Origin of the sequence: Amycolatopsis sp. WQ 127309, from assembly GCF_023023025.1 — a bacterium.
Lineage (GTDB): Bacteria > Actinomycetota > Actinomycetes > Mycobacteriales > Pseudonocardiaceae > Amycolatopsis.
The window spans coordinates 4,158,535-4,184,169 of record NZ_CP095481.1; the positions used below are offsets into that span (position 1 = coordinate 4,158,535).

The window sequence follows — 25,635 nt, forward strand, 5'->3', positions numbered from 1 at the left end:
GGGATCGATCGGACACCGCCACGAACCTAGTTTTGTTGCTACAGAACGAAAGGGATCGTGATGACCACAGGGTATGCGCTGGAGCTGGCCGAGGTGCGGAAGGTGTACGGCCGCGGCGACGGCGCCGTCACCGCGCTCGACGGGGTGTCCGTGGGGGTGCCGCGCGGGACGTTCACCGCCGTGATGGGGCCGTCCGGTTCCGGCAAGAGCACGTTCCTGCACTGCGCGGCCGGGCTCGACCGGCCGACGTCGGGCCGGGTCCTGCTGGGCGACACCGAGATCGGCAAGCTGAAGGAAACCGCGCTCACGCAGCTGCGGCGCAGCCGGATCGGGTTCGTCTTCCAGGCCTACAACCTGCTGCCGTCGCTGAACGTGCTGCAGAACATCACGTTGCCGACGCGGCTGGCCGGCAGCAAGCCGGATCCGCACTGGCTGCGCGAAATCGTCGAAGGCGTCGGCATCGCGAAGAAGCTCGAACACCGGCCTTCGGAGCTGTCCGGCGGGCAGCAGCAGCGCGTCGCGATCGCCCGGGCGCTCGTCACCCGGCCCGAGGTCGTGCTGGCCGACGAGCCGACCGGCGCGCTCGACACCCGCACCGGACGGCAGGTGCTCGACCTGCTCCGCGCCGTCGTCGAAGGCATGGGCCAGACCGTCCTGATGGTCACGCACGACCCGGTCGCGGCTTCGGCGGCACACGGCGTCCTCTTCCTCGCCGACGGCAGGCTCGCCGGCCACCTCACGCAGCCCACGCCCGAGCGGGTCGCGGAGCGCATGACGCACCTCGGGGAGTGGTGACCGTGCTGACCCTGGCCCTGCAGACGATCCGGACGCGCATCGGCGGTTTCGCCGGCGCGTTCGTCGCGATCCTGTGCGGCGCGGCCCTGGTGGCCGCGTGCGGGATCCTCATGGAGTCCGGCCTGCGCGCCGGCGTCCCGACGCAGCGGTACGCGGCCGCGGCCGTCGTCGTCGGCGGCACCCAGTCGGTGCGGCCGCCCGGCGCCGACGCGCTGTCGTCGGAGCAGGTCGCCGAGCAGGCCACCGTGCCCGCGGACCTGACCGGCCGGCTCGCCGCGGTCCCCGGCGTCCGCGCCGCGGTGGCGGAGCAGAGCTTCCCAGCGCAGGTGGTGACTCGCGACGGGCAGCTGCTGACCGACGTCCCGTCGCTCGGGCACAACTGGGACGCGGCGGTCCTGGCGCCGTTCACGCTGAGCGCCGGCCGGGCGCCGTCGACCGACGGCGAGGTCGTGCTCGACGCCGACCTGGCCCAGCGCGCCGGCGTCGTCGTCGGCGACCAGGTGCGCGTCATGACGCGGTCGACGCCGGTGCCGTTCCGGGTGTCCGGCGTCGCGACCGCGGCAGGCCTGTCGCGGCAGTCGGCGCTGTTCTTCACGACGTCCCAGGCCGCTCACCTGGCCGCTCGGCCGGGCCAGGTGAACGCGATCGGCGTCCTGGCCGAGCCGGGCGTCGCTCCGGACGCGCTCGCCGACCGCGTGCGGGCCGCGACGGCCGGGGCGCCGGTCGAGGTGACCAGCGGCGTCGAGCGCAGCACCGTCGAGTTCCTCGACGTCAGCCAGACCCGCACGCTGCTGCTCGCGATCGCCGGCTCGTTCGGCGGGTTCGCGCTGATGGTGGCGGTGTTCGTGGTGGCGAGCACCCTGGCGCTCACGATCAACCAGCGGCGGCGCGAGTTCGCGTTGCTGCGGGCCGTCGCGGCGACGCCGAAGCAGATCCGCAAGCTCATCGGCGTCGAGACGACGCTCATCGCGCTGGTCGCCGGCGTGCTCGGCAGCCTGCTCGGGCTGGCGGTCGCCGCCGGGATGCGCGACGCGTTCGCCGCGATCGGCGTCATCCCGGCGGACTTCGGCCTGGTGATCGGACCGCTTCCGCTGGTGGCCGCGGTGGTCCTCGGCCTGGGCGCGGCGCGGCTGGCGGCCTGGACGGCGTCGCGACGGCCGTCGACGATCAAGCCGGTCGAGGCGCTCGGCGAAGCCGCGGTGGAGCGGCGTGAGCTCGGCAAGGTCCGGCTCGTCACGGGCTGGGCGCTGGTGCTGATCGGCCTCGGCGGCGCGGCGGTCCCGCTGTTCGTGCACGGCGACGCGGGCACGGCGGCGTCGTCGATGGCGACGCTCGTGACCGTCATCGGGCTGGCGGTCGTGGGGCCGCAGGTGGTCGGGCTGCTGGTGCGGGTGCTCGCGCCGGTGCTGTCGCGGGTGTCGCGGATCAGCGGCTACCTGGCCGCGGCGAACAGCCAGGCCAACACCCGCCGGCTGGCGGCGGCGGTGACCCCGCTGATGCTGGCGGTCGCGTTCGCGCTGTCGATGTTCTACAGCCAGACGTCGGCCTCGGCGGCCGCCGAGCAGCAGACGACGCGGTCGACCACGGCGGACTACGTGCTCACGAGCCCGGCGGGCGGCATCTCCCCGGAGGTGGCCGAGGCGGTCCGCCGCGTCCCGGGCGTGGCGGCGGCGACCCCGGTGGTGCGCACCCAGGTGATCGTGGCGACGCCCACGGGCGAAGACATCGACGTCCAGAGCCTGCCCGCGCAGGGCCTGCTGGGCGACCAGGCCGGCGCGACCCTGGACCTGGGCGTCTCGGCCGGCCGCTTGGCGGACCTGCGGGGCGACACGGTGGCGCTGAGCGAGTCGGAGGCGAGCTGGCTGGACAAGAAGATCGGCGACCAGGTGGAGTTCTATTACGGAGACGGGGCTCCGGCCACCCTCCGCCTGGTAGCGACGTACAAGCACGACTTGGCCTTCGGCGACTTCGTGCTGCCTGCTCCGTTGGCTCGTGCGCACACAGGTGACCAGCTGGACGACTCGGTCCTGGTCCGCCGTTCGCCCACCGCGGACCCGTCGGCCGTGTCCGCGGCTTTGGGTGCGGTCGCCGAGCGCTACCCCGGCTTGGGTTTCACCGCGGCATCCCCGGAAACGGGCGGCCAGCGCCAGGCCCAGTTCTACCTGAACCTGGTGGCGGTCGGCGTGCTGATCGGCTACGTGGCGATTTCGGTGGCCAACACCCTGGTGATGAGCACCGCCCAGCGCGGCCGCGAGTTCGCGTTGATGCGCTTGGTGGGCACCACGCGGGGCCAGGTGATCCGGATGATGCGCCTGGAGGCACTGGCCACGGTCGGCGTCGCGGTGGTGGTCGGGACGCTGGTTCCGTTGGTACCGCTGGCGTTGCTTAACATGGGCCTGCGGGGGACGGTGGTGCCGTCGGGCTCGCCGACCGTCTACTGGGGAATCATCGCGGGCGCGGTGCTGCTGGGACTGCTGTCGATGGGCCTGTCGACCCGGGCGGCGCTACGAACCAAGCCGATCGACGCCATCGGGCTGCGGGAGTAGCCGCGGATCCGCCCTGCTGCAGTCAGCACTGCGGCAGGGCGGATATTCGCAGGTCGGTTTCACCCGAGGCAGCTGCATGGCCTCAGCCGTTTCCAGTGTCGGCCGCCGGCCACAGACCCAGCCCGGAGAAGTGTTCGCGGACATGGGCACGGACCTTCTCGTCCAGCTCGGCGACGAGCGCGATCGTCTGACGGGATTCGGTCGCCGCTTCGGTGTGCTTCCCAGTCGCCGCCAGGGACCGGACCAACGCCACCAGCGCGCGAGCGACCCGGGCGTGGTCGGCGGGGGAGCGGGACATGCCCAGCGCTTTACGCGCGAACAGCAGGACGTCGCCGTGTTCGCCGGCATCACAGCTGACCTCGCTCAACTCGACCAGCGCGAGGAGCGTCCGCTCGTGGTCCGCCGGGTAGCGCTCGTGGAGAGTGACCGCTTCGGTGAAGAACCCGATGGTGTCGCCAGTCCGCCCGGATCGACGGCTCAGCAGACCGAGCTCCACCGCCATGGCGGCGTGCCGTCGGTGGTCACCGAGTTCCGTGTAGCGCGTCTTCGCCTGCGAAAGGTGAACCGCGGCTTCTTCGAGCCTGTCCCGGCGACGGAAGTGCGTGCCGAGCGCGGCGTGCGCCGCCGCGGCCTGAGCGGGTTCGTCGAGGTCGTTCTGGATCTTCAGGAGCCGGCGGAGGTGGGACTCGGCATGGACGTGGTCACCCGAGCCTTCGAAGTGGCTCGCGAGCAGGAGCAGCACTTCGGACAGATCCCGGTCGTTGCGGGTGTTGCCGAAGATCGTGTTCGCCAGCTGGAGAGCCTCCTCGGTCTTCACCGGATCGCCCAGCGCGGTGTGGGTCCGCGCCAGCGCGATCAAGGCCTGCCCCTCGGCGTCGAGGTCGTGTTCGGCGCGGGCGGCCAGCAGGACGGCCTCGGCGGCGGCGTGCCATCCGGCACCGGTCTCCCTGAAGGCGAGGTGGGGACGCACGAGCCGCAGCAACGTCACCGCTCGAGCCGGGCAACTGAACGCAGCGCGGCGGATCGCGCCGCACAGGCTCGCTTCCTCGTCGGCCAGAAACGCCTTCGCTGCCGGGAAATCCGGCAAGTTCCCGGCTTGCGGCTTGTCGTCGGTGCGCCGATGGGCCGGTGCCAGCAGCTCCGCGGCCTCCGTGACCCGGGCGATGTACCAGTCGAGCAGCCGCACCGCGGCTTGCCGGCGGGCGGTAGGCGGATCGTGGGCGAGCGCGAGCCGCTCACCGGCGGCCCGGGTGAGGGTGTCCATGCGGTAGCGGCCGTCCTCACGGCTGACCAGGTACTGGGCGTCGAGCCCGGCGAGCGCCCCGCGAGTGGCTTCTTCATCGGCTCCGGCGAGCGCGAACACCGCTTCCCCGGCGATGCTGGGGACGATGTGGAGCGCGAGCGAACGGAAGAGGTGCGCCGCTGCGGGAGCGAGTGCGCGGTAGGACCACGTCAGAGAGGTCAGGATCGTTCCCGACGCCAGCTCGCCGGCCAGGAGCAGTTCCACCGGATTCGGCAGCTGCCCGGCGCCGGGCAGGAGTTCGGCGAGGGTGCGGATCGCTTGCGGGGTGCCGCCGGTGAGTTCGATGGCGGCCACCGGATCGGGCGGCTCGGACGAGGATCCTCGCAGCAGGCCACCGAGCAGCTGCCCCGTTTCGGCCGCGGTGAACCGGCCCACTTCCAGCCGGTAGGCGCCGTGGCGGGTCACGAGGTCGCTCAGCCGGTGCCGGCTGGTGACGACGACGATGCACTGCGCGCCGGCCGGGAGCAGGGGCACGATCTGCGCGGAGTCCCGTGCGTTGTCGAGGAACAACAGCACCCGGCGTTCGTCCAGCAGGGTCCGCAACATCGCGGTCCGGGCGCTCAGGCTCGCGGGCATCGTCGTCGCGGCGATGCCCAGCGCGTCGAGGAATTCGCCCAGCACCTCTATGGGCTCGCGCGGTGGTTCGCTGGCGTAGCCGGAGAGATCCGCGTGCAACTGGCCGTGGGGGAACTGCTCGCGGACGGCGTGCGCCCAGTGCAGTCCCAGCTCCGTCTTGCCGACACCGGGCGGTCCGGTGATGGCGACGATGAAGGTCACGGGCGACCCGCCGACGCGGGACCGCAGGAACAAGTCGTCCAGCCGCTCGAGATCCGCGGTGCGATCGACGAATTCGCTCACCGTCGACGGCAGCTGGGCGGGTGGTAAGGAGCGGAGCGCGGCCTGGGTGCGGTGGAAATCGTCGGGTGCGAGCAAATCCCGGGCCTGCAGCAGCCGGCGGTGCAGCTCCTGCAGGTCTCGCGCCGGTCCGGTGCCGAACGACCGGGCGGACCGGTCGTAGACCTGTTTCCAGTACGCGTCGAACTCTTCGTAGTGCCCGAGACCGTCCAGCGCGGTGAGCCGTTGTGAGATGTACTGGGTGTCGAACTCGTGCTCGACCATCGCGACGTCGAGGATCCGCAATACCTCGCGGTGGTTGACGCGTTCGAGCTCGACACCGCACAACGCCTGGTAGCCGGCGACCCGTTCGTAGCGGTCGAGGTCTTCGCGCTTCTGTTCCATCCAGACGGTGCCGAGGTCTTCGACCACCGGACCCCGCCAGAGGTCCATCGCTTCGCGGAGCGAGGCCTCGGCGTCGTCGAGTCGTCCCGCTCGCCGGGCGGCCCCGCTCTCCCGGACCAGGTCCTTGAACCGCACGTAGTCGAGGTCGTCGTCCTCGAGCAGGAACTGGTAGCCCCCGCGATGGGTGACGATCCGCGCCGAGACGCCGGAGCTGCGCAGGGAAGCCCGCAGTCGGCTGACGTAGGCCTGGAGGTCCTTCTTGGCGTGGCCGGGCGGGTTGTCGTCCCAGAGCGCCTCGGTGACGGTCCGGAGGGAGACGACCTTGCCGTGGTGGAGCATCAGCACGCCCAGCAGCGAACGTTCTTTTGCGCGCCCGAGTGCGACCTTCCGCTCGCCGAGCCGGAGCTCTACGGGCCCCAGGATCCGGAACTCCATCGGGTTTCCTCGTCCACCCCCGGCTGGTCGGCAAGGACTTCCTGAACAGCACACTAACCCGCCGACCTGATCGTTTCAGCGCAGGTCAACGCCCTGTCAAGAATTTGTCCAGCAACCGGCAGCCGAAGTGTCAACCAGCCGCGTTCACGATCACCCCGTACGACCGGCCCAGCGGGAGGTGGCCAGATGTCGTGGACGGACGGAACCGGACGGATGTGGCGACGATTGTGCGGGCGGGGTGGCGCCCCGGCGCCGGAACCCACGGGCCGGTACGCGGAGATTCTCACGGATCCCGTGCACTGCACCGTTCTCGCTCTGGTCATCGATGGTTTCGCCGCCACGGAACGCACGAACACGCACCGGTTGACGTTGCGGGCCGGCCTCTACGACGTGCTCCAGCGAGCATTGGCCGGCAGCGGTGTGGAGTGGGAAGACTGCCATCGCGCGGATCTCGGCGAGGGCGTACTCGTCCTGATCCCCGCGGGTTACCCGAAAGCGATCTTCAGTGAACTGGTTCCCGGCGCGCTCGCGGAATCGCTGGCCGGCCACAACAGCGCACACCGGCGACCGGAACGGATCAGGCTCCGAGTGGCCCTGCACGCGGGCGAGATCAGCCCCGATGCCCACGGCGCCACGGGAACCGCGATAGTGCACACGTTCCGGCTGCTCAACTCCGGCGTGATGAAGGAAGCATCGTGTCATGCGGGCGGCGACCTCGCGGTGATCGCATCCGCGTGGTTCTACGAAGAGATCATCCGCCACAGTCCCGCCAGCCGGCCCGATCGATATCGCCGGGTGTGCGTGAAGGAGAAGGAAACCGCGGCTTGCGGATGGATTCGCCTGCTGGGGGCGGAAGAAGAGGCGTGCCCCGATCGATATGACGACCCGGCAGTGGGTTGAGGACGCTGGGTGGCGTCCTGACTCTATTTCAAGCTTGGTCTTCCTGTGGCGTCATCGCGTGGAGGAAGGCCGCCCACGTGGTCGGCGAGAATGTGATTAAAGGTGCGTCGGTTCGACGGTTCTCGCTCTCTCGAACGAGGATGGCGTCGGACTTGAAGTGGACTTCGACCCCGCCTCCTCGAGGATCGGAGTAACTGCTTCTAAACCATTTTTGCTTGCGGGGTGAGATGGGAGGATTCTCGAAATCTGGCATGGGCCTTCCTCGAGTTGATCGCTGAATCTTCGCTGGATGAGGGGTCCGGCTGTGCCCCCATCCCCGCGTTATCTCTGGACGTCGATGCCCTCCGGGGTGACGAACTTCAGGAACGTTGTCCACGCGGATGGGGAAAAGGTGATGACCGGTGAATCGGTCCGGCGGTCTTTGCTGTCTCGGACCAGGGCGACCTCGGGTTTGAGCCACGTTTCGACGCAGCTACCGCCGGCGTTGGAATGACTGCTCGTGAACCACCCGTTGCGGTCGCGCTCTGCGGGGGGCGTGATTTCTGTCGTCAATCGAGTTCCTTGGCGCACTTTCGTATCAGGGGGAGTGTTTCCTTTTTATCCAGGGCTCGCCGGTAAGCATCCCGGAAAGTTGTGATCAGATTCCTGACCTGCACGGGGTCGTCGATGATTCCCCATGTCGTCACCGTTTCCTGCCAGGCCAAGGTCGGCAGTCGCGGGTTGTCGAAATCGATGAGGACCACCGTTGCCCCGCCGAAAAGGCCGCATGAGGTGGCGGTGAACGGGATCACGCGGATGTCGAGCTTCTCCGGGTGTTGCTCGATCAGCGCGGCGAGGTGCGCGAGCTGGCTGCGCAGCACACGTGGGCCGCCGATTTGCTGCCGGAGCGCGGCCTCGCTGATCAGGGCGGTGAACGTGAACGCGTCGTTCTCGTCGGTCAGCCGTACCTGCCGGCGAAGCCGGGCCTCCACGCGCTGGTCGACCTCGACCCGGCGCATCGTCACGTCGGGCGTCATGATCGCCCGGGTGTAATCGGCCGTTTGCAGCAACCCTGGAATCAACAGATTTTCGTAGTTCCGCACACCTCGGGCGCCCTGCTCGAGGCCGAACAGTCGCTGGAGCTCGTCGTCGAAGAGGGCGGAGTACCGGGTCCACCAGCCGCGCTCCTTGGCCGCGGCGCGCAGGGCCAGCAGCTCCTCTTTCTCCTCGTCGTCGAACTCGAAGAGCTCGATGATTCGGCTGAGGCTCTCCAAGGAGAGGATCTTGCGTTCGTTCTCGACGGCTGACCAGTAGTTCCGGGAAAAGCCGAGTGTCTCGGTGATGGTCCTGACCTCGACGCCCAGCTGGGCTCGCCGTCCCTTCAGGCGCAGGGCGAGTTCCCAGGAGGCGACGACCGGCGACGGCGAAGCAGTCATGTCTTCCTCCGCTGGTGACCGACGTGGCCGGCCGAGGGACAGTGTGCGGCAAAACTCGAGACGTCCGACAGGGTTCACAACTGCTGCACGCGCGACAGCACCTGCAAACTACACAGGCGCGGTTACGGTAACCGAACGATGACACTGGTGCGCCATCGGTGTCTTATTCCGTTGCGTAACCTGAGGGTAGCTGTCACGGCGCTGCGACAACTCGCGCGACGCGCCCTCGAACGGTGGATGCAGGAGAACGCGATGTCCGATCCCGAGACGACGAGGCCGGCTGCCGCGCGGCCCGGCGGGCGGACACGGGGGTGGGATCTGCTGCGCTCCGGGCAGGTGCCGGGTGCAATCGGTGTCGCGTCGTCGCCGCAGTTCCACGGCGAGGGCCCGGATGCGGTGGGCTGGCGGGGGAGCGTCGGGCTCGACACGACGCACTGCACGATGGTCGTCGTCGACGTCGAGGGATTCGGCCGGCACAGTCGTACCAATCCCAACAAGGTGCGAATTCGGCGCGGGATGTATCGCGCTATCGAGCGGTCCTTCGCCGCCGCCGAGATCCCGTGGGCCGGATGCCGGCACGCGGATCTGGGGGACGGTGTGCTCGTCTTGGCTTCCGCGGAGATTTCCAAGACGCTGTTCGCCGATTTCCTTCCCGGCTTCCTCGCTGACGAGTTGGCGGCCCACAACGGAGTCCACCCGCCCGAGGAGCGCATGCGGCTCAGGCTGGCGCTGCACGCCGGCGAGGTGTCGTACGACGATCACGGCGTGACCGGCTCGTCGATCATCCACGCCCAGTGCCTGCTGGACGCACCGGAGTTGAAGACCGCGCTGGCGGACACCGCGGCGGTGCTGGCCGTGATCGCCTCGGACTGGTTCTTCGACGAGGTGATCCGGCACAGCGAACACTCGGGCGCTGCCGCCTACCGGCCGGTCGCGGTCGTGGACGGAGATCGCCCCGCCGCGGCGTGGATCCGGCTTTTCGCGGCCCGGCCTGCGGTACGGCCACACAACCTGCGGAGTCAACGGCGTTCGCAATAGCCGCTACGTGCGGCTCGAAACTCTCGAAAATCTTCGAAAGTTATTGCCCAACCAACCGTGCGGAAATCATGCTTCCGTCATCCTGGCTTGCCTGCCAGCCTCAATGAGGAGGAAGCATGCGCACCAAGAACCACGGCCGCTTCAGGGCGTTGACCGGCGGGGTCGCCCTGGCGCTGATCGCCGCGTTGACGCCGGGGGTCGCCCACGCCGACACCGTTGTCACCACCAACCAGACCGGGACCAGCAACGGCTACTACTACTCCTTCTGGACCGATGGTGGTGGCTCGGTTTCGATGACGCTCGGCTCCGGTGGCAACTACCGCACCTCCTGGAGCAACACCGGGAACTTCGTCGCCGGCAAGGGGTGGAGCAACGGGAGCCGGCGGACCGTGAACTACTCCGGCAGCTTCAACCCCTCCGGCAACGGCTATCTCGCGCTCTACGGCTGGACGTCGAACCCGCTCGTCGAGTACTACATCGTCGACAACTGGGGCACCTACCGGCCCACCGGTACCTACAAGGGCACCGTCACCAGCGACGGCGGCACCTACGACGTCTACCAGACCACGCGGTACAACGCGCCGTCCGTCGAAGGGACCAAGACCTTCAACCAGTACTGGAGCGTGCGGCAGCAGAAGCGGACCGGTGGCACCATCACCACCGGCAACCACTTCGACGCGTGGGCGCGCTACGGCATGCGGCTCGGCAACTTCAGCTACTACATGATCCTCGCGACCGAGGGTTACCAGAGCAGCGGCAACTCGAACCTGACGGTGGGCTGATCATGCGCAAATCCCTGGTGGCCGCCGCCATGCTGGCCGCGGCGAGCACGATCTCCGTCACCCCGGCCCACGCGGCCGCCTGTTCCGGGTACGTCGGGCTCACCTTCGACGACGGTCCGTCGAACGGCAACACTCCCGCGCTGCTGACCGCGTTGCGGCAGAACGGCTTGCGCGCGACGATGTTCAACGAGGGCCAGTACGCGGCCGCGTACCCGGCCCAGGTGCGGGCGGAGGTGAGCGCCGGGATGTGGGTCGGCAACCACAGTTACACGCACCCGCACCTGATCCAGCAGAGCCAGTCCCAAGTGGACTCGGAGGTCTCCCGGACGCAGCAGGCGATCGCCGGCGCCGGCGGCGGCACCCCGCGTCTGTTCCGGCCGCCGTACGGCGAGACCAACACGACCCTCCGGACGGTCGAAGCGAAGTACGGTCTCACCCAGATCATCTGGGACGTCGATTCGCAGGACTGGAACGGCGCGAGCGTGGACGCGATCGTCGCGGCCAACGCCCGGCTGCAGAACGGCCAGATCATCCTGATGCACGAGTGGCCGGCCAACACCCGGACGGCGATCCCGCGCATCGCGCAGGGGCTGGCCTCCCGCGGCCTGTGCGCGGGGATGATCTCCCCGCAGACGGGCCGCGCGGTCGCGCCGGCCTGAACCGGACGCGCGGCGGCTCCCCGGCGAGCCGCCGCGCGTCAGTTCACGTACCACTCGACCCGGACGGCCGTCGCCGATCGGGTCCGCAGCTCCGCGCACACCTCGTGCGTCACGAGCACGCCCGTGCGCCGGCAGAGCCGGGGCACCCCGTCGATCTCGCTCGCCGGGGTGAAACCGTGCGGCACGAGGTAGCCGCGCATCACCTCGGTGGCGCGGTCGCCGGTGGCGTCCAGGACACCCCAGCACCCGCCGGACCCGCAGCCGACGGTCCGCACGACCGTCAGCTGGGAGGGCCCGGGCGCGACGCCTTCGTCCGTGGGCGGCGCTTCCCACTCCGAGAACACGACGACGCCGGCCGCCGCGAACCCGACGACCACCGTGGTGAGCAGCAGCGAGCTGGGACGCTGCCGTTCGACGAGCATCCCGACGGCGCCGACGACGGCCGCGAGAGCGGTGTGGAACCAGTAGACCTCGATCGCCGCGGGCACCCACGGCCCGGCCAGCTCGAGCCCGCGCGGCACCGTGAACCAGGCCAGCAGGAGCAGCAGGAGCAGCCCGAAGAGCACGCCGGTTCGCGGTGCCGTCGCGAGGAAGCACCAGGCGATGATCGGAAGCAGCCCGAAGAAGGCCGCGAAGGGGTGCTCCCCGGAGAACGCGGCGACGCCGACGGCGGCGGCGACCAGGGCGATCCGCCACCAGTGCCGCTTCAGCCGTGAGAGCAAGACGGCCCGAACGGCTACCCCGGAGTCGGTCACCGGACGATTGTCCCGCGGCCGGCGCCGATGGGTCACCGCGCTGCCCAGCGGAGTGCCTCGCTCAGGGGCCGGAGTGCCCGCCGTCAGGCATCCGGCGGTTGGCCCGGCTCAGCGTCCGTCCTCGTCCAGCGCCCGCCGTACCGCCGAGCGCAGCCAGGAGTGCCCGTCGTCCGCGGAGTTCCGTGGGTGCCACGCCATGCCGATCACCACCCGCCGTCGCAGGTCGACGTCCGCCAGGGCCCCGACCTCCAGGTCGACCTGGCCGTCGCGCAGGGCCGGGCCTGCATCCCGGCCGGCTGAGGACTGGAACCGGCGGGGCGCATGAGGCAGGGTGGGCGGAACGAGGAGGCGACGATGCCCGATGAGACGTTCACCCTGCCCGGAAGCGTGACCGCGTACCGCTGGGACCCGGCGGGGCCGCCGGTCGGCGTGCTGCAGCTGGCCCACGGCATGGGGGAGCACGTGCTCCGCTACGACCGGGTCGCCCGCGCGTTCACCGATCGCGGGTTCGCCGTCTACGGCCAGGACCACCGCGGCCACGGCGCGTCCATCCGGGACACGCCCGGCGACCTCGGCCCGGACGGCTGGCCGGCGCTGGTCGCCGACATCGGCGTGCTCACCGCGCGCATCCGTGAAGAGCAGCCGGGCCTGCCGGTCGTGCTGCTCGCGCACAGCATGGGCTCGTTCGCGGCCCAGCAGTACCTGCTCGACCACTCGGCGGACGTCGACGCGGCCGTCCTCACCGGCACGGCCGCGCTCGACGTCCTGGAGCCGGCGCTGGACCTCGACCAGCCGCTGGACCTGGCGGTGTTCAACGCGCCGTTCCAGCCGCCGCGCACGGACTACGACTGGCTCAGCCGCGACGAGTCCGAAGTGGACGCCTACGTCACGGACCCGTTGTGCGGCTTCGGGATCGACCTGGCGAACACGAAGGCGATGTTCGCCGGTGCCCGCCGGCTGGCCGATCCCGAAGCGGTGGGCGGGATGCGCGCGGACCTGCCGATGTACCTGGCCGTGGGCGAGCAGGACCCGGTGAACGGCAACCTCGCGCTGTTCGACGTCCTCGTCCGGCGCTACCGCGACGCTGGCATCAAGGACCTGACGGTCAAGGTCTACCCGGGCGCCCGGCACGAGATCCTCAACGAGACGAACCGCGCCGAGGTCGTCGCGGACCTGCTGGCGTGGACGGAAAAGCTGGTCTAGAGCCAGTCGTGCTCGCGGGCGTAGCGGGCCGCTTCGTGGCGGGTGCGGGTCTGGGTCTTCTGCATCGCGTTCGAGAGGTAGTTGCGGACCGTGCCCTCCGCGAGGTGCAGCTGACCCGCGATGTCGGCGACCGCGAACCCCTCGCGGGTCGCGCGCAGGACGTCGACTTCGCGGTCGGTGAGCGGGCAGTCGTCGACGACGGCGAGCGCGGAGACGTCCGGGTCGATCCAGCGCTTGCCCTCGTGCAGGGTCTTGATCACCGACGTGATGTGCGCCGGTTCCGCCGCCTTGCTGACGAACCCCTGGACGCCGAGCTTCAGCGCCTTGCGCAGCACGCCGGGCCGGGCGTGCCGGGTGAGCATGAGGATCACCTGGTCCGGCCGCGTGCGGCGGATCTCGGCGACGGCGCCGAGTCCGTCCACGTGGGGCATTTCGAGGTCGATCACGAGCACGTCGGGCCGGTGCTCCAGGGTGGCTTTCACGGCTTGTTCGCCGTCTTCGGCCTCGGCGAGCACGGTGATCTCGCCCTCGAGGGGCAGCAACGCCGCCAGCGCCTTGCGCAGCAACGCCTCGTCGTCGGCGAGCACCACGGTCGTCATCGGACGTCCTCCCGTCGCGGGAAAGCGGCCGCCGTCAGGAACCGGCCGTCCTGCTGTTCGACCTTCAGCTCGCCCCCGCCCTCCGCCAGCCGCTGGCGAAGCGTGGCGAGGCCGTTCAGCTCGGGCAGCCCGCCTTCCTGCGCGCCGTCGTTGACGATGCTGATCCCGGACTCCGTGAGCGTGATCCGCACCTGCTCGGCCTGGGCGTGGCGCAGGATGTTCGTCGTCGTCTCGCGCAGGACCTGGCCGAGCAGCTCGCCCGCCCGCGCGTCGACCTCGGCCTCGCGGTCGACGCGCACGTGGATGCCCGCGGCCTCGAAGAGGTTCTTCGCGTTCTCAAGCTCCGCGGACAGGTTGAGCCGCCGCTGGGCGTAGGCGAGCTCCTTGGTCTGGAGGATGGTGTCGCCGACCAGGGTGTGCACTTCCTTCAGCTCCTCCTGGGCCCGGTCGACGTCGCTGCGCAGCAGCTTCTCGGCCAGTGCGACCTTCAGCTTCACGACGTGCAGCGTGTGGCCCTGGATGTCGTGCAGGTCGCTGGCGAAGCGCATGCGTTCGCGGATGACGGCCAGCTCCGCCTCGCGGTCGCGGGACTGCTCCAGCTCGGCCACCAGGTCGTAGAACCGCTGGCTGACGAACGTGAACGCGGTCGACACCACGACGGACACGGCCGGGATGACGACGAACTGCATCAGCCGTCCGATGCCGTGGCCGGGATCGGAGTGCACGAACAGGTTCGTCGAGCCCAGCGCGGCGACCAGCACGCCCAGCCCCAGCAGGGCCGCGATGCGGTGGCGGGGCAGCGGCGGGATGGTGAACGAGCCGACGACGCACAGGCCGTAGAACGAGGAGGAGTCGTCGTTGATCGCCCCGGCGAGCCAGACCGCCGCGGTGATGGCCACGCAGGGCCGCGCGACGCGGATGAAGTCGCCCGCGGTCCAGCGCTCCGCGGTCGCCAGCGCGGCGGCCAGGCCGATGACCTGCAACACGACGTGCCACCAGGTGCGGGCGGTGAGCACCACCAGCAGCACCCCGACGAACGCCAGCGGCGGCACCGTCGTGATGAGGTTGAGCCGGCGCAGCCGTTCCTGCACCGCCCCGCCCGTCCAGGTCGCCCGGCGCGCGAGCGTGGTCACCTCCATACCCCGAGCGTAACGGCCACGGCGGGCCCCACCAGTGACACCACGTCATGTCCTGTGGTGACGTGGCCACACTGCCGCCGGGGCGCGAACGGGGCTGGAATCGGAGCATGTCCACGACACCAGTCATCGACGTCGACCACCTGAACCTCACCTACGGCGGCTTCCACGCCGTGCGGGACCTCTCGTTCCAGGTCGAGCGCGGGGAGCTGTACGCGCTGCTCGGGACGAACGGCGCCGGCAAGACTTCGACCCTCGAGACCGTCGAGGGCCACCGCGCGCCCACCTCGGGCGCCGTGCGGGTGTTCGGGAAGAGCCCGCGCGACCGCGCCGCGGTGCGGCCCCGGATGGGGATCATGCTGCAGGAGAGCGGGTTCTCCCCGGACCTGACCGTGCGCGAGTCGGTCCGGTTGATCGGCAGCCTCACCGAGCGGGCCGACAACGTCGAGCGCGTGCTCGGCATCGTCGACCTCACGCGCAAGGCCGGCACGAAGGTGTCGCAGCTGTCCGGCGGCGAGAAGCGGCGGCTGGACTTCGCCACCGCCGTCTACGGGACGCCGGAGCTGATCTTCCTCGACGAGCCCACCACCGGCCTGGACATCCAGTCCCGCGACGCGCTCTGGGACGCCGTCGACCGGCTGCGCGAGGACGGCTCGACCATCGTGCTCACCACGCACTACCTCGAAGAGGCCCAGCAGCGCGCCGACCGCATCGGCCTGATGCACGAGGGCACCTTCCACCGCGAGGGCACCGTCGCCGAGCTGACGCGGACGCTGCCGGCGACCATCCACTTCGCCCTCCCGCCGCACGCGCCGGCGCCGCCGTTGCAGGCCACCCGCGAGCACGACGGCCGGTTCCTCATCGAGACCTTCGGCCTGCAGAAGGACCTCCACACCGTGCTCGCCTGGGCGCAGGACCACGCGGTCGAGCTGCGCGGGCTCGAAGCCGGCCCGACCCGCCTCGACGACGTCTTCCGCGCCATCAGCAACTCCTGAGAAAGGGCCTCTCCCATGCTTTCGATCGCTCGCGGCGAGCTGATCCAGATCTTCCGCAACCGGCTGGTCCTGGTCACCGCCCTGCTCCTGCCGGTCGCGTTCAGCGCGTTCCTCATCAACCAGCACGAGCTGTTCACCAAGGTGGGCAGCCTCGGTTACATCGCGGCGCTGGCCCTGTTCTTCGTGGTGAGCATCGGGCTCTACACCACCTCGGTGACGACGCTCGCGTCCCGCCGCCAGAACCTGTTCCTCAAGCGCCTGCGCTCCACCGCGGCCGGCGACGTCGGCATCCTCGCCGGGCTGCTGGTGCCGATCACCGTGCTCACGCTGGTCCAGGTCACCGTGATCCTGGGCGTGCTGGCCGCGGTCACCGACCGGCCGGCTCACCCGCTCCTGCTGGTGGCGGCGGTCGTCTCGACGATCGTCATGATGCTCGCGCTGGGCCTGGCCACGGCCGGCCTGACCAACTCCCCGGAGCACGCCCAGGTCACCACGCTGCCGGTCACCGTCGGCGTCGTCGCCGTGGCCGGCTGGGTCGGCGCCACCGGCACCGAGCAGCTCACGCTGCTCAAGCGCCTGCTCCCCGGCGGCTCGGCCACCGAGCTGATCCTCGACGCCTGGAACGGCGGCGTCGCACTGGGCGACTCGCTGATCCTGCTCGCGCCCACGCTGGCCTGGGTGATCGTCGCGATCGCGCTGGCCACCCGCCTCTTCCGCTGGGAGCCGCGCCGGTGACGCCGCAGTCCACAGTGGACTGATCGGTTTCGTGACGGAGCCGTCACCGTGCTGACCGACTGGGGCCGCGATCACCTGGGGTGAACCCCGCCGCTCGGAGGTTCCGCGGCGTTCCTGGAGTCCTATGAGGACATTCGTGCGAGCGGCCGAATGCCTGATCCCGCGTCTCGCCGGGAGCTGCGCAGCGAACCCGGCTCGCCACTGTTCGTGACCCCGGCGTACGGGACATCTTGCCGGACCACCCGTAGCCGGACGCCCGTGGCAAGATCGGCCGGGTGCAGATCGGGATGCTGGGACCGTTCGAGGTGCGCACGGACGACGGCGGCACCGCCGACGTGCCGGGCGCCCGGCTGCGCGGGCTGCTGATCGCCCTCGCGCTCGAACCGGGGCACGTGGTCCCGAAGACGGCGCTCGTCGACTGGATCTGGGGCGAGCACCCGCCCGCGGAAGCGGCGAACGCCCTGCAGCGCCTGGTTTCCCGGCTGCGGAAAGCGCTGCCGGACGGCTCGGTCGAGGGACAGCCGGACGGCTACCGGCTGAAGGTGGATCCGGACGCCGTCGACGCCGTCCGGTTCGAGCGGCTGGTCAACCGCGCCCGCACCGAGGACGACCCGCGGCTGCTGCGCGAGGCCGTCGGGTTGTGGCGTGGCGCGGCCATGCAGGACGTCGGTCTCGCGGAGAGCGAGGCCTTCGACGCGGCCGTCACCCGGCTCGAGGCGTTGCGCCTGACCGCCGTGGAGGACCGGTTCGACGCGGAGATCGGCGCCGGCGGAGGTGCCGACCTCGTCGCGGAACTGACCGACCTGGTGGCCGCGCACCCGGTGCGCGAACGGCTCGTCGCCGCGTTGGTGCGCGCCCTCGCCGCGGCCGGCCGCGACACCGAGGCGCTGCTCGTCTACCAGCGCACGCGGGAAGCCCTGGCCGACGCGCTGGGCGTCGACCCGTCGCCGGAGCTGGCCGCGGTGCACGTCGCGCTGCTGCGCGGCGAGCTGGCGCGGCGTGAGGAGACCCGGCAGACCAACCTGCGTGCCGAGCTGACCAGCTTCGTCGGCAAGGACGCCGACGTGGAGACGGTCCGCGACCTCGTCGCCGCGCACCGGCTCGTCACCCTGATCGGGCCCGGTGGCTCGGGAAAGACCCGGCTGGCCACGGAAACCGCCCGCACGCTGCTCGGCGGCTTCCCGGACGGCGCCTGGGTGGTGGAACTCGCGGCCCTCGGCGCGAACGGCGATGTCGCTCAAGCGACGCTGTCGGCGCTCCGGCTGCGGGACGCGCTGCTCGCCGAGGCGACGGACGCGGAGGCGACGGACCGGGTCGTCGCCGCGGTCCGCGATCGGGACGTGCTGCTGGTCCTGGACAACTGCGAGCACGTGATCGAGTCGGCGGCGGCGTTCGCCCACCGCGTGCTCGGCGAGTGCCGCCGGCTCCGGATCCTCGCGACGAGCCGGGAACCCCTCGGCATCACCGGCGAGGCGCTCTGGCAGGTCGTGCCGCTGGTCCTGCCCGCGGCCGACGCCGGACCCGGCGAGATCGAGGCCGCGCCGGCCGTCCGGCTGCTGCGGGACCGGGCCGGCGCGGTGCGCACGGACCTGGCGACCGACGCCGCCACGGCGTCGACGCTGGCCCGCATCTGCCGGGCGCTGGACGGGATGCCGCTGGCCATCGAGCTCGCCGCGGCCCGGCTGCGCACGATGTCCCTCGGCCAGCTCGCCCACCGGCTCGACGACCGGTTCCGCCTGCTGACCGGCGGCAGCCGCACCGCACTGCCGCGGCACCGCACGCTGCGCGCGATGGTCGACTGGAGCTGGGAGCTGCTGACCGGCGCCGAACGCACGGTCCTGCGCCGGCTCGCGGTGTTCTCCGGCGGGGCGAGCCTGGACGCGGCCGAGCGCGTCTGCGCCGGTGCCGCCGTCGAAGCGTGGCAGGTGCTGGAGCTGCTGACCGCGTTGACGGAGAAGTCGCTGGTGGTCACGGGAAACGACGCGGCGCCGCGGTACCGGATGCTCGGCACGATCAAGGAGTACGCCGCCGAGCGGCTCGCCGAGGCGGGGGAGGCGGAGCAGGCGCGGCACGCCCATCTCGCGTACTTCACCGAGCTCGCCGAAACCGCGGAGCCGCACCTGCGCCGCGTCGAGCAGCTCGACTGGCTGGCCACGCTCGCGGCCGAGCACGACAACATCGGGGCCGCGATGCGCGGCGCGCTCGCGGCCGGCGAGGCCCAGGGCGCGATGCGGCTCGCGGCGGGCGCCGCGTGGTACTGGTGGCTCGGCGGGCACAAGGCCGAGAGCAACGAGCTGATCATGGCGGCCACCGCCGTGCCCGGCGAGGTGACCGACGACGTCCGCGCCACGGTGTACGGCTACGCCACGATGTTCCTGAGCTCCGGGCGGGGCGGGGACCAGTACCGGGCCGAGGAGTGGATCCACAAGGCGTACGCGTTCACCCGGCGCAGCCCGCGCCACCACCCGATCTGGGGCGTCGTCGGCGCGCTGGAACGGCTGCTGCAGGCGCCGGAAGAGCCCCTGCCCGCGTGGGAACCGCTGCTCGCCGACGAAGATCCGTGGGTCCGCGCCCTCGCCCGGCTGCACCTGGGCAAGATGCGGATCGAGCTCGGCCGGGAGGGGCGCGCCGCGGACGAGTACCTCGAGCTGGCGCTGGCCGAGTTCCGCGCGCTCGGCGAACGGTGGGGGATCGCGTTCGCCCTGATGGAGCTGGCGAACCGGATCGCCACCCGCGGCGAGTTCGCGCGGGCGTGCGAGCACTACGAAGCCGCGATCGCCGTCGTCACCGAGGTCGGCGCGCTCGACGACGTCGTGCCGATGCGGTCGCGGCAGGCCCAGCTGTACTGGCTCTCAGGCGACGCCGAGGCGAGCGCGGCGGCCATGGCGGAGGCGCAGCGGCACGCGGAACGCGTCGCCTGGCCGAGCGCGCTGGCCGAGCTGGCCCTGGCGAAGGCGGAGCTCGCCCGCTGGAGCGGCGATCCCGAGCAGGCCCGCCGCCAGCTCGACGCCGCGACGGCGTTGCTGGGCGAGGCCGCCGAGCTGCCCGGCGTCCGCGCGATGACGCGGGACCTGCTGGGCTACCTCGCCGAGGACGTCGCCGAGTCCCGCGACCACCGCACCGCGGCCCTGCGCGCGGCGACCGAGGCGGGGCACCCGCTGACGATCGCCCAGGTCCTCGTCGGGTTCGCGGACGTGGCCCTGCGCGAAGACCGCCCCGCGCAGGCCGTGCGGTTGCTCACGGCGAGCGCCGGCCTGCGCGGCCTGCCGGACTGTTCCCACCCGGACGTGGCCCGGCTCGAGCAGGCCGCACGAGACCGCCTCGGCGGCGAGGGGTTCGCCGAGGCGGTTCGCGAGGGCACGGAGACGGCGTGGAGCGAGCTGGTCAAGCCCGCTTCTTGAACGTCGCTCGCGCCCAGAGGTAGCCGACCACCGCGATCCCGGCGCACCAGGCCAGGGCCGGGATCACGTCGGCCGCCGCCGGGGCGCCGTTGAGCAGGCCGCGCAGGGTCTCGATGATCGGCGTGAACGGCTGGTACTCCGCGAACTGCCGCAGGCCCGGGCCCATCTTCTCGGCCGGCACGATCGCGCTGCTGAAGAACGGCAGCATGACCAGCGGCACGGTGGCCAGCCCGGCCGTCTCCGGGGACTTCGCCGCCAGCCCCAGCGCGACGGTGAACCAGCCCGCCGCGACGCCCAGCAGCACGACGATCCCGGCGACGCCGAGCCAGTCGAGCAGGCTCGCCGACGTGCGGAACCCCAGCAGGAACGCCACCCCGACGAGCGCCGCGATGGCGACCAGGTTCGTCAGCACGCTGGCGACGACGTGCCCGGTCAGCACCGCGCCGCGGGAGACGTCCATGACCTTGAAGCGGTTGATGATGCCCTTCGTCATGTCGGAGTTCACCGACGTCGCGGTCGCTCCCAGGCCGTAGCAGACGGCCAGCAGCATCAGCCCCGGCGTCGCGTAGTCCACGTAGTCGACGCCGACGCTGAACGCGTCGCCGAGCATGTACACGAACATCAGCATGATCACGATCGGCATCAGCACCGCGTTGAACACCGACGTCGGGTTCCGGGCGATGTGCTTGAAGTTGCGGCGCACCATGACCTGGGTGCTCATTTCACGGTCACCTTCGTGTTGTGGCCCGTCAGGGCGAGGAAGACGTCGTCGAGGTCCGGCGTGTGGACGGAGAACCCCTCGGCACCGACCGCGTACTCGTCGAGCCGGTCGAGCAGGGCCCGCAGCGAGTGCGTCCCGCCGTCACTGGGCACCCGCAGGGCCAGCGCTTCGTCGTCGCGCGTGGCGCCGGGGAAGATCCGCGCGGCGGCGTCCAGTTCGGCGGCGGTGGTGAACCGGAGCCGGACGTGCGTGCCGGGAAGCCGGTGCTTGAGCTCGTCGGGCGTGCCCTGGGCGACGAGCTTTCCCTGGTCCAGCACCGCGATCCGGTCGGCGAGCCGATCGGCTTCCTCGAGGTACTGGGTGGTGAGGAAGATGGTCACGCCGCCGTCGACCAGCTCGCGGATGATCGTCCACATCGTCCGGCGGCTGCGCGGGTCCAGGCCGGTCGTCGGCTCGTCCAGGAAGATGATCCGCGGGTCGCCGACGAGCGTCATCGCCAGGTCCAGCTTCCGGCGCATGCCGCCGGAGTAGGTCGACGCGAGTTCGCCCGCCGACTCCGTCAGGTCGAACCGGTCGAGCAGCTCGGTGACGACCCGGCCGTCCGCCCGCTTCAGGTCGGCCATCAGCTGCAGGTTCTCCCGGCCCGTCAGCAGCTCGTCGACCGCCGCGAACTGCCCGGTGACACCGATCCGGGCGCGCACGGCCTTGGCCTCGGTCCCGGCGTCGTGCCCGCCGACGCGGACCGTCCCGCCGTCGGCCTTCATCAGCGTGGTCAGCACGTTCACCGTGGTCGTCTTGCCCGCGCCGTTCGGGCCGAGCAGGGAGAAGACCGTGCCCTCGGGGACGTCGAAGCCGACGCCGTCGAGCACGACCTTGTCCTTGAACGCCTTGCGCAGCCCGGAAACCTCGATCGCCGTCACTGGTCCGCCGCCGTCCAGGTCACCGGCAGCTCGTGGACGCCGTAGATGTTCATGTCGGTCCGCAGCTTCACCTCGCTCGCGGGGACGGCCAGTTCCAGCGTCGGGAAGCGGCGCAGCAGCGCCTCGAACCCGGCGCGCATCTCGATCCGGGCCAGCTGCTGGCCGAGGCACTGGTGGACGCCGTGGCCGAAGGACAGGTGCCCGCGGGCCGTGCGGTGGACGTCCAGGGTGTCGGGGTTCTCGAAGCGTTTCGGGTCGCGGTTGGCGGCCAGCAGCGAGACGACGACGGTCGACCCCTCGGGGATCGTCTCGCCGCCGAGGTCGATGTCCTCGGTGGCGTAGCGGTAGAAGATGTCGGCGACGGACAGGTAGCGCAGCAGCTCCTCGACGGCCCCGGGCAGCAGCGCCGGGTCGGCGGCCAGCTCGGCCCGCTGCGTGGGGTGCTCCAGCAGCGCGAAAGTGCCCAGCGACAGCATGTTCGCGGTGGTTTCGTGGCCCGCGAGCAGCAGCAGGAAGGCGACGCCGGTCAGTTCCTCGATGCTGAGGTCGTCCTGGCCGGCCAGCTCGGACAGGATGTCGTCACCGGGCTCGGCGCGTTTGCGCGTGACCAGCTCGGCGAGAAAGGTGTTCAACGCGATGTAGGCGCCCATCTTCTGTTCGAGCGGCTGCTCCTTGACCATGAACTGGGCCGAGTTCGCCTGGAACTCCGCGCGGTCGGCGTAGGGGACGCCGAGCAGTTCGCAGATCACCAGCGACGGCACCGGCAACGCGAACTCCGCGACGAGGTCGATCGGCGGCGTCAGCTTCGTCATGACGTCCAGCTGCCGCTCGACGACGTCGACGATGTGCGCTTCGAGCTGCTTCATCCGCTTGACGGTGAAGGCCCCGGTCAGCCTTTCCGCAGCCGGCTGTGATCCGGCGGGTCCATCGCGATGAAGACGCCGGGAAGCGGCGGAGACGGCTCGGTGGCGACGGGCATCCCGGGCGTCTCGTACGGCACGTGGAGCACGCCGATGTCCTGCCGCGAGCTGAAGCGCGGATCGGCCATGAGCGTCCGGACGGCGTCGTACCCGGTGACGAGCCAGCCTTCGTGGCCGTCGGGGAAGAGCAGCGGGCTGACGGGCCGCGTCTCCCGCAGCCGGGTGATGTCGCGGGGCGGGTCGAAGGGGCCGGCGTCGCGGTCCATGGGCAGGCCTGCGGTCTTGGTCATCGAAGTGCCTTTCGTGGCGGGCTGGTGAAGCCACGATCACGGCCGGAGCTGACACGCACCTGACACCGCCCTGACACGGCCGTGGTCAGCCGTGTCCCCGGCCGGTCTCGGGGAGGCGGACCGTGACCAGCAGGCCGCCGCCCGTGCGGGGGGTCAGCTCCAGGTGCCCGTCGTGGGCCCGGACGATGCTGTGCACGATCGCCAGCCCGAGGCCGACGCCCGCGTGCTCGTCGGTGCGGGTGCGCCGGGTGTCGCGCTGGAACGGCTCGGTGAGCGTCGGCACCAGGTCCGCGGGCAGCACCCGGCCCGTGTTCTCGACCCGCAGCACGCTCGCGTAGCGCTTCGCTTCCGTGCGGACCGTCACGGTGCCGCCGTCGGGGAGGTTGTGGACGATGGCGTTCTGCACGAGGTTCGTCAGCATCCGCAGCAACAGCTCCGCGGAGCCGGCGCTCCGGGCCGGCTCGCCGGTGACGTCGAGCGTGATCCCGCGCTGTTCGGCGAGCGGAAGCAGCGTCTCGGCGGCCTCTTCGGCGATGAGCGAGAGGTCGACGGGCTCGCGGGTGAAGCTCCCGCGCTCGCCGCGGCTGAGCAGCAGGAGCGCCTCGGTGAGGTCGATCGCCCGCGCGTTGACGGCGTGGAGGCGTTCGACGAGCTCGCTCCGGTCCCGGGTGGGGTCGGTGCGGGCGACGTCGAGGAGCGTTTTTGAGATCGCCAGCGGGGTGCGCAGCTCGTGCGAGGCGTTGGCGGCGAACCGCCGCTGCTCGGCGACGTGGGATTCGAGCCGCCCGAGCATGACGTCGACGACGTCGGCGAGGTCGCGGAACTCGTCTTTGCGGCCCTCCAGGCGGATCCGGTGCGACAGCGATCCCCGCGAGGCCAGCCGCGCCGCGTCCGCGATCCGGGTGAGCGGCGCGAGCATCCGGCCGGCGAGCACCCAGCCGCCGACGAGGCCGACCACGACCAGGGCGCCCATCGCGGTGGCCGCGGCGGGGAAGAAGACGCGCACCAGGAGGTAGCGGTTGGGGGCGATGCCGAGCAGGCCCCGGTCGTTGTCGGGGACGTAGCGCAGCAGGAACACCCACACCACGACCAGCAGGACGGCGCCGGTGAGCAGGAGGATCCCGGCGTAGCCGAGGGTGAGCTTCAGGCGGGCGCTCGGCCCCGGACGCCTACCCGGCACGCGCACTCAGCGGGCCGCCCACCAGCGCCGTGACGCCGGCGCGGCCGGCCCCGTGCCGGCGGCGTGGAGCAGCACGTCGTCCACAGAGGACACCCGGTCCAGCCGCAGGACGTACTGCGCGGTCTCGAGCAGGATCGACAGACCCGCCGCGAGCGCCAGGACCCGCGGCACCGACGTCGCGAACCGCACCGGGACGAAGAACCCCAGCGCCGTGAACACGAGCAGGTTGCCGGCGATCTGGCCCACCGGCATCGTGAGCAGGTCGCGCAGCGGCACCAGGCTCACCCGCCCGGGCACGGTGCCGGCCCGGCTGCCCGGTCCAGCCGTGCCACCCGTCGAGCACACGGCCTCCGTTCGCTGTGGTCCACGCGCCCACTGAAGCCGCGGGCCCGTTGCGAGGGGGTACGCGGATTCCGATACGTCCGCGATAGGCCCGGGCTGCTAGCTTTTCGCGACAATCTGTCGTAATCTTTGCGACAGGTCGTCGCATCAAGGCGACGCCGCACCGAACGAGAGGCCCCCCATGAACGCGCTCAGCGATCGCGCCGAACTCGTCGAGCTGCTCGGCCGCTACGCCGACATCGCCGACCTGAAGGAGTTCACCGAGCTGCCCGGCCGCGTCTTCACCGATCCGGTGACGCTCGACTTCGGGTCGGTCGCCGACATCCCGCCGATGACCGTGCCGCTCGCCGACTACGTCGAGAACCTCCGCGGCGCCTTCGCCTTCTACACGGCGACGCACCACGCCATCACCGGCCACGTCGTCGACGTCGACGGCGACCGGGCGAAGATCCACGCGCACGTCCGCGCCGACCACTGGGTCCCGGACGAGCTCGCCGGCGGCGGACCGAACCACTGGCTGGTGGTCGGCTTCTACGACAACGAGGCGGTCCGCACGGCGGCCGGCTGGCGCCTCGACCGCGTCAAGCTCACCTCGGCGCACCAGGACAACCCGCACCTGTCGAGCGTCGCACTGGCCGCGGCGCAGGCACGCTGACGCGCGGCGATGGGAAGATGATCCGATGCCACGGATCCGCGGAGCCAGCATCGAGGAGCACCACGAGGTGGTGTGGGCCGAGCTCGCCGCGGCGACGCGGCAGCTGCTGCTCGAACGCGACTACGACTCGATCACCATGGGTCACATCGCGGCCCGGGCGGGGCTCGCGCGCAACACCCTCTACAACTACGCCCGCGACAAGAGCGCGCTGGTCCTGGCGCTGACGCAGCGGCTGGCCCAGCCGGCGGTCGAGCGGGTGGCCGCGATCGCCGCGCGGTCCGCGGACCCGGCCGCGCAACGGCTGCGCGAGATCGTCGTCGCCGTCCTGGACGCGTTCACCGACCAGGTCGTGCAGCTGATGTTCCGGCCGGGCGCCGGGCTGGCCTTCGCCGGGACGCCGAAGGGCCCGGACAGCCCGTTCCACGCGATCGTCGTCGCGGTGGAGAACGTCGTCCGGGCCGGCATCGAGCGTGGGGAGTTCCGCGACGTCGGTGACGTCCAGCTGGCGGTGGAGCTGCTGTCCGGGGTCATGCGCTCGGGCGCCGAACGCATCGGCCGGGACCCGGCCGCCTTCGCGGCCACCGACCGCGCGGCGCGGGAGATCATCCTCGCGTCGCTGGCCCGCCGCCCGGATCAGGGCGACGGCGGCTGACGGGCCCCGTCAGCCGCCG

Annotated in this window: 23 protein-coding genes and 1 pseudogene; 12 read left to right on the forward strand and 12 right to left on the reverse strand. The window is 71.2% G+C overall.

What is annotated here, in order from left to right:
* The first annotated feature begins 60 nt into the window (after window positions 1-60).
* The gene (locus MUY22_RS19645; protein WP_247061499.1) at window positions 61-795 is read left to right on the forward strand and encodes an ABC transporter ATP-binding protein; all 735 of its coding nucleotides are present in this window, start codon (window positions 61-63) and stop codon (window positions 793-795) included.
* A gap of 2 nt (window positions 796-797) precedes the next feature.
* Window positions 798-3,341, forward strand: coding sequence for an ABC transporter permease (locus tag MUY22_RS19650; protein ID WP_247064007.1), 2,544 nt, complete (start codon window positions 798-800; stop codon window positions 3,339-3,341).
* Between the two features lie 82 nt (window positions 3,342-3,423).
* Here the strand turns inward: MUY22_RS19650 and MUY22_RS19655 are convergent, their stop codons facing one another.
* The gene (locus MUY22_RS19655) at window positions 3,424-6,318 is read right to left on the reverse strand and encodes a BTAD domain-containing putative transcriptional regulator (protein WP_247061500.1); all 2,895 of its coding nucleotides are present in this window, start codon (window positions 6,316-6,318) and stop codon (window positions 3,424-3,426) included.
* 186 nt (window positions 6,319-6,504) lie between these two features.
* On the opposite strand from MUY22_RS19655, the gene MUY22_RS19660 reads away from it, so the two are divergent.
* Window positions 6,505-7,218, forward strand: a complete 714-nt coding sequence (locus tag MUY22_RS19660) for a hypothetical protein (RefSeq protein ID WP_247061501.1) — start codon at window positions 6,505-6,507, stop codon at window positions 7,216-7,218.
* 28 nt (window positions 7,219-7,246) lie between these two features.
* On the opposite strand, the gene MUY22_RS19665 is transcribed toward MUY22_RS19660, so the two are convergent.
* The 3 genes from MUY22_RS19665 to MUY22_RS19675 all read right to left on the reverse strand — a co-directional run bounded on the left by MUY22_RS19665 (window position 7,247) and on the right by MUY22_RS19675 (window position 8,633).
* Window positions 7,247-7,471 carry a DUF397 domain-containing protein gene (locus tag MUY22_RS19665; RefSeq protein ID WP_247061502.1) on the reverse strand — a complete coding sequence of 75 codons (225 nt, stop codon included), beginning with the start codon at window positions 7,469-7,471 and terminating at the stop codon, window positions 7,247-7,249.
* Window positions 7,472-7,539: 68 nt separating this feature from the next.
* Complete coding sequence (locus MUY22_RS19670) at window positions 7,540-7,770, reverse strand: DUF397 domain-containing protein (RefSeq protein WP_247061503.1); 231 nt, start codon at window positions 7,768-7,770, stop codon at window positions 7,540-7,542.
* A complete protein-coding gene (locus tag MUY22_RS19675) occupies window positions 7,767-8,633 on the reverse strand; it encodes a Scr1 family TA system antitoxin-like transcriptional regulator (RefSeq protein ID WP_247061504.1) in 867 nt (288 codons plus the stop codon). Before MUY22_RS19675 ends, MUY22_RS19670 begins: the two co-directional genes overlap by 4 nt.
* Window positions 8,634-8,885: 252 nt before the next feature.
* Here MUY22_RS19675 and MUY22_RS19680 point away from each other — a divergent pair, with 252 nt between their 5' ends.
* The 3 genes from MUY22_RS19680 (at window position 8,886) to MUY22_RS19690 (ending at window position 11,112) form a co-directional block, all read left to right on the forward strand.
* A complete protein-coding gene (locus tag MUY22_RS19680; RefSeq protein ID WP_247061505.1) occupies window positions 8,886-9,671 on the forward strand; it encodes a hypothetical protein in 786 nt (261 codons plus the stop codon).
* Between the two features lie 116 nt (window positions 9,672-9,787).
* A complete protein-coding gene (locus MUY22_RS19685; protein WP_247061506.1) occupies window positions 9,788-10,453 on the forward strand; it encodes a glycoside hydrolase family 11 protein in 666 nt (221 codons plus the stop codon).
* A 2-nt stretch (window positions 10,454-10,455) separates the two neighbouring features.
* Complete coding sequence (locus MUY22_RS19690) at window positions 10,456-11,112, forward strand: polysaccharide deacetylase family protein (protein WP_247061508.1); 657 nt, start codon at window positions 10,456-10,458, stop codon at window positions 11,110-11,112.
* Between the two features lie 38 nt (window positions 11,113-11,150).
* Here the strand turns inward: MUY22_RS19690 and MUY22_RS19695 are convergent, their stop codons facing one another.
* Window positions 11,151-11,867, reverse strand: coding sequence for a hypothetical protein (locus MUY22_RS19695; protein WP_247061510.1), 717 nt, complete (start codon window positions 11,865-11,867; stop codon window positions 11,151-11,153).
* Between the two features lie 354 nt (window positions 11,868-12,221).
* Here MUY22_RS19695 and MUY22_RS19700 point away from each other — a divergent pair, with 354 nt between their 5' ends.
* A complete protein-coding gene (locus MUY22_RS19700) occupies window positions 12,222-13,070 on the forward strand; it encodes an alpha/beta fold hydrolase (RefSeq protein WP_247061511.1) in 849 nt (282 codons plus the stop codon).
* On the opposite strand, the gene MUY22_RS19705 is transcribed toward MUY22_RS19700, so the two are convergent.
* Both MUY22_RS19705 and MUY22_RS19710 read right to left on the reverse strand, forming a co-directional pair.
* Window positions 13,067-13,669 (reverse strand): response regulator transcription factor, encoded by a 603-nt coding sequence (locus tag MUY22_RS19705; protein ID WP_247061513.1) that lies wholly within the window; start codon window positions 13,667-13,669, stop codon window positions 13,067-13,069. The genes MUY22_RS19700 and MUY22_RS19705 overlap by 4 nt on opposite strands.
* Complete coding sequence (locus MUY22_RS19710) at window positions 13,666-14,808, reverse strand: sensor histidine kinase (protein WP_247061515.1); 1,143 nt, start codon at window positions 14,806-14,808, stop codon at window positions 13,666-13,668. The genes MUY22_RS19705 and MUY22_RS19710 overlap by 4 nt, the downstream gene beginning before the upstream one ends.
* 107 nt (window positions 14,809-14,915) lie before the next feature.
* Between MUY22_RS19710 and MUY22_RS19715 the strand changes: the two genes are divergently transcribed.
* From MUY22_RS19715 to MUY22_RS19725, 3 genes are all read left to right on the forward strand, one after another.
* Window positions 14,916-15,800: an ABC transporter ATP-binding protein gene (locus tag MUY22_RS19715; protein WP_247061516.1), complete on the forward strand. Its 885-nt coding sequence runs from the start codon at window positions 14,916-14,918 to the stop codon at window positions 15,798-15,800.
* Between the two features lie 15 nt (window positions 15,801-15,815).
* Entirely contained in the window at window positions 15,816-16,535 is a 720-nt protein-coding gene (locus tag MUY22_RS19720; RefSeq protein WP_247061517.1) for an ABC transporter permease, read from the forward strand.
* A 275-nt stretch (window positions 16,536-16,810) separates the two neighbouring features.
* Complete coding sequence (locus tag MUY22_RS19725; protein ID WP_247061518.1) at window positions 16,811-19,936, forward strand: BTAD domain-containing putative transcriptional regulator; 3,126 nt, start codon at window positions 16,811-16,813, stop codon at window positions 19,934-19,936.
* Here MUY22_RS19725 and MUY22_RS19730 read toward each other — a convergent pair.
* The 5 genes and pseudogenes from MUY22_RS19730 to MUY22_RS19750 form a co-directional block, all read right to left on the reverse strand.
* Entirely contained in the window at window positions 19,920-20,657 is a 738-nt protein-coding gene (locus MUY22_RS19730; protein ID WP_247061519.1) for an ABC transporter permease, read from the reverse strand. The two genes, MUY22_RS19725 and MUY22_RS19730, sit on opposite strands and share 17 nt — an antisense overlap.
* A complete protein-coding gene (locus tag MUY22_RS19735) occupies window positions 20,654-21,577 on the reverse strand; it encodes an ATP-binding cassette domain-containing protein (RefSeq protein ID WP_247061520.1) in 924 nt (307 codons plus the stop codon). Before MUY22_RS19735 ends, MUY22_RS19730 begins: the two co-directional genes overlap by 4 nt.
* Window positions 21,574-22,763, reverse strand: a pseudogene (locus MUY22_RS19740) (cytochrome P450). Before MUY22_RS19740 ends, MUY22_RS19735 begins: the two are co-directional and overlap by 4 nt.
* A gap of 109 nt (window positions 22,764-22,872) precedes the next feature.
* Window positions 22,873-23,967: a HAMP domain-containing sensor histidine kinase gene (locus MUY22_RS19745; protein WP_247061521.1), complete on the reverse strand. Its 1,095-nt coding sequence runs from the start codon at window positions 23,965-23,967 to the stop codon at window positions 22,873-22,875.
* Between the two features lie 6 nt (window positions 23,968-23,973).
* Window positions 23,974-24,252 carry a VanZ family protein gene (locus MUY22_RS19750; protein ID WP_247061522.1) on the reverse strand — a complete coding sequence of 93 codons (279 nt, stop codon included), beginning with the start codon at window positions 24,250-24,252 and terminating at the stop codon, window positions 23,974-23,976.
* Window positions 24,253-24,490: 238 nt separating this feature from the next.
* Between MUY22_RS19750 and MUY22_RS19755 the strand changes: the two genes are divergently transcribed.
* Entirely contained in the window at window positions 24,491-24,964 is a 474-nt protein-coding gene (locus MUY22_RS19755; protein ID WP_247061525.1) for a nuclear transport factor 2 family protein, read from the forward strand.
* A 25-nt stretch (window positions 24,965-24,989) separates the two neighbouring features.
* Complete coding sequence (locus tag MUY22_RS19760; RefSeq protein WP_247061527.1) at window positions 24,990-25,616, forward strand: TetR/AcrR family transcriptional regulator; 627 nt, start codon at window positions 24,990-24,992, stop codon at window positions 25,614-25,616.
* Window positions 25,617-25,635 lie beyond the last annotated feature (19 nt).

Excerpts from the sequence above, each read along its gene's own strand:
- MUY22_RS19645 (WP_247061499.1), top strand. The coding sequence starts at position 61 with ATGACCACAGGGTATGCGCTGGAGCTGGCCGAGGTGCGGAAGGTGTAC.
- MUY22_RS19655 (WP_247061500.1), bottom strand. The coding sequence starts at position 6,318 with ATGGAGTTCCGGATCCTGGGGCCCGTAGAGCTCCGGCTCGGCGAGCGG.
- MUY22_RS19660 (WP_247061501.1), top strand. The coding sequence starts at position 6,505 with ATGTCGTGGACGGACGGAACCGGACGGATGTGGCGACGATTGTGCGGG.
- MUY22_RS19665 (WP_247061502.1), bottom strand. The coding sequence starts at position 7,471 with ATGCCAGATTTCGAGAATCCTCCCATCTCACCCCGCAAGCAAAAATGG.
- MUY22_RS19675 (WP_247061504.1), bottom strand. The coding sequence starts at position 8,633 with ATGACTGCTTCGCCGTCGCCGGTCGTCGCCTCCTGGGAACTCGCCCTG.
- MUY22_RS19680 (WP_247061505.1), top strand. The coding sequence starts at position 8,886 with ATGTCCGATCCCGAGACGACGAGGCCGGCTGCCGCGCGGCCCGGCGGG.
- MUY22_RS19685 (WP_247061506.1), top strand. The coding sequence starts at position 9,788 with ATGCGCACCAAGAACCACGGCCGCTTCAGGGCGTTGACCGGCGGGGTC.
- MUY22_RS19690 (WP_247061508.1), top strand. The coding sequence starts at position 10,456 with ATGCGCAAATCCCTGGTGGCCGCCGCCATGCTGGCCGCGGCGAGCACG.
- MUY22_RS19700 (WP_247061511.1), top strand. The coding sequence starts at position 12,222 with ATGCCCGATGAGACGTTCACCCTGCCCGGAAGCGTGACCGCGTACCGC.
- MUY22_RS19705 (WP_247061513.1), bottom strand. The coding sequence starts at position 13,669 with ATGACGACCGTGGTGCTCGCCGACGACGAGGCGTTGCTGCGCAAGGCG.
- MUY22_RS19710 (WP_247061515.1), bottom strand. The coding sequence starts at position 14,808 with ATGGAGGTGACCACGCTCGCGCGCCGGGCGACCTGGACGGGCGGGGCG.
- MUY22_RS19715 (WP_247061516.1), top strand. The coding sequence starts at position 14,916 with ATGTCCACGACACCAGTCATCGACGTCGACCACCTGAACCTCACCTAC.
- MUY22_RS19720 (WP_247061517.1), top strand. The coding sequence starts at position 15,816 with ATGCTTTCGATCGCTCGCGGCGAGCTGATCCAGATCTTCCGCAACCGG.
- MUY22_RS19730 (WP_247061519.1), bottom strand. The coding sequence starts at position 20,657 with ATGAGCACCCAGGTCATGGTGCGCCGCAACTTCAAGCACATCGCCCGG.
- MUY22_RS19755 (WP_247061525.1), top strand. The coding sequence starts at position 24,491 with ATGAACGCGCTCAGCGATCGCGCCGAACTCGTCGAGCTGCTCGGCCGC.
- MUY22_RS19760 (WP_247061527.1), top strand. The coding sequence starts at position 24,990 with ATGCCACGGATCCGCGGAGCCAGCATCGAGGAGCACCACGAGGTGGTG.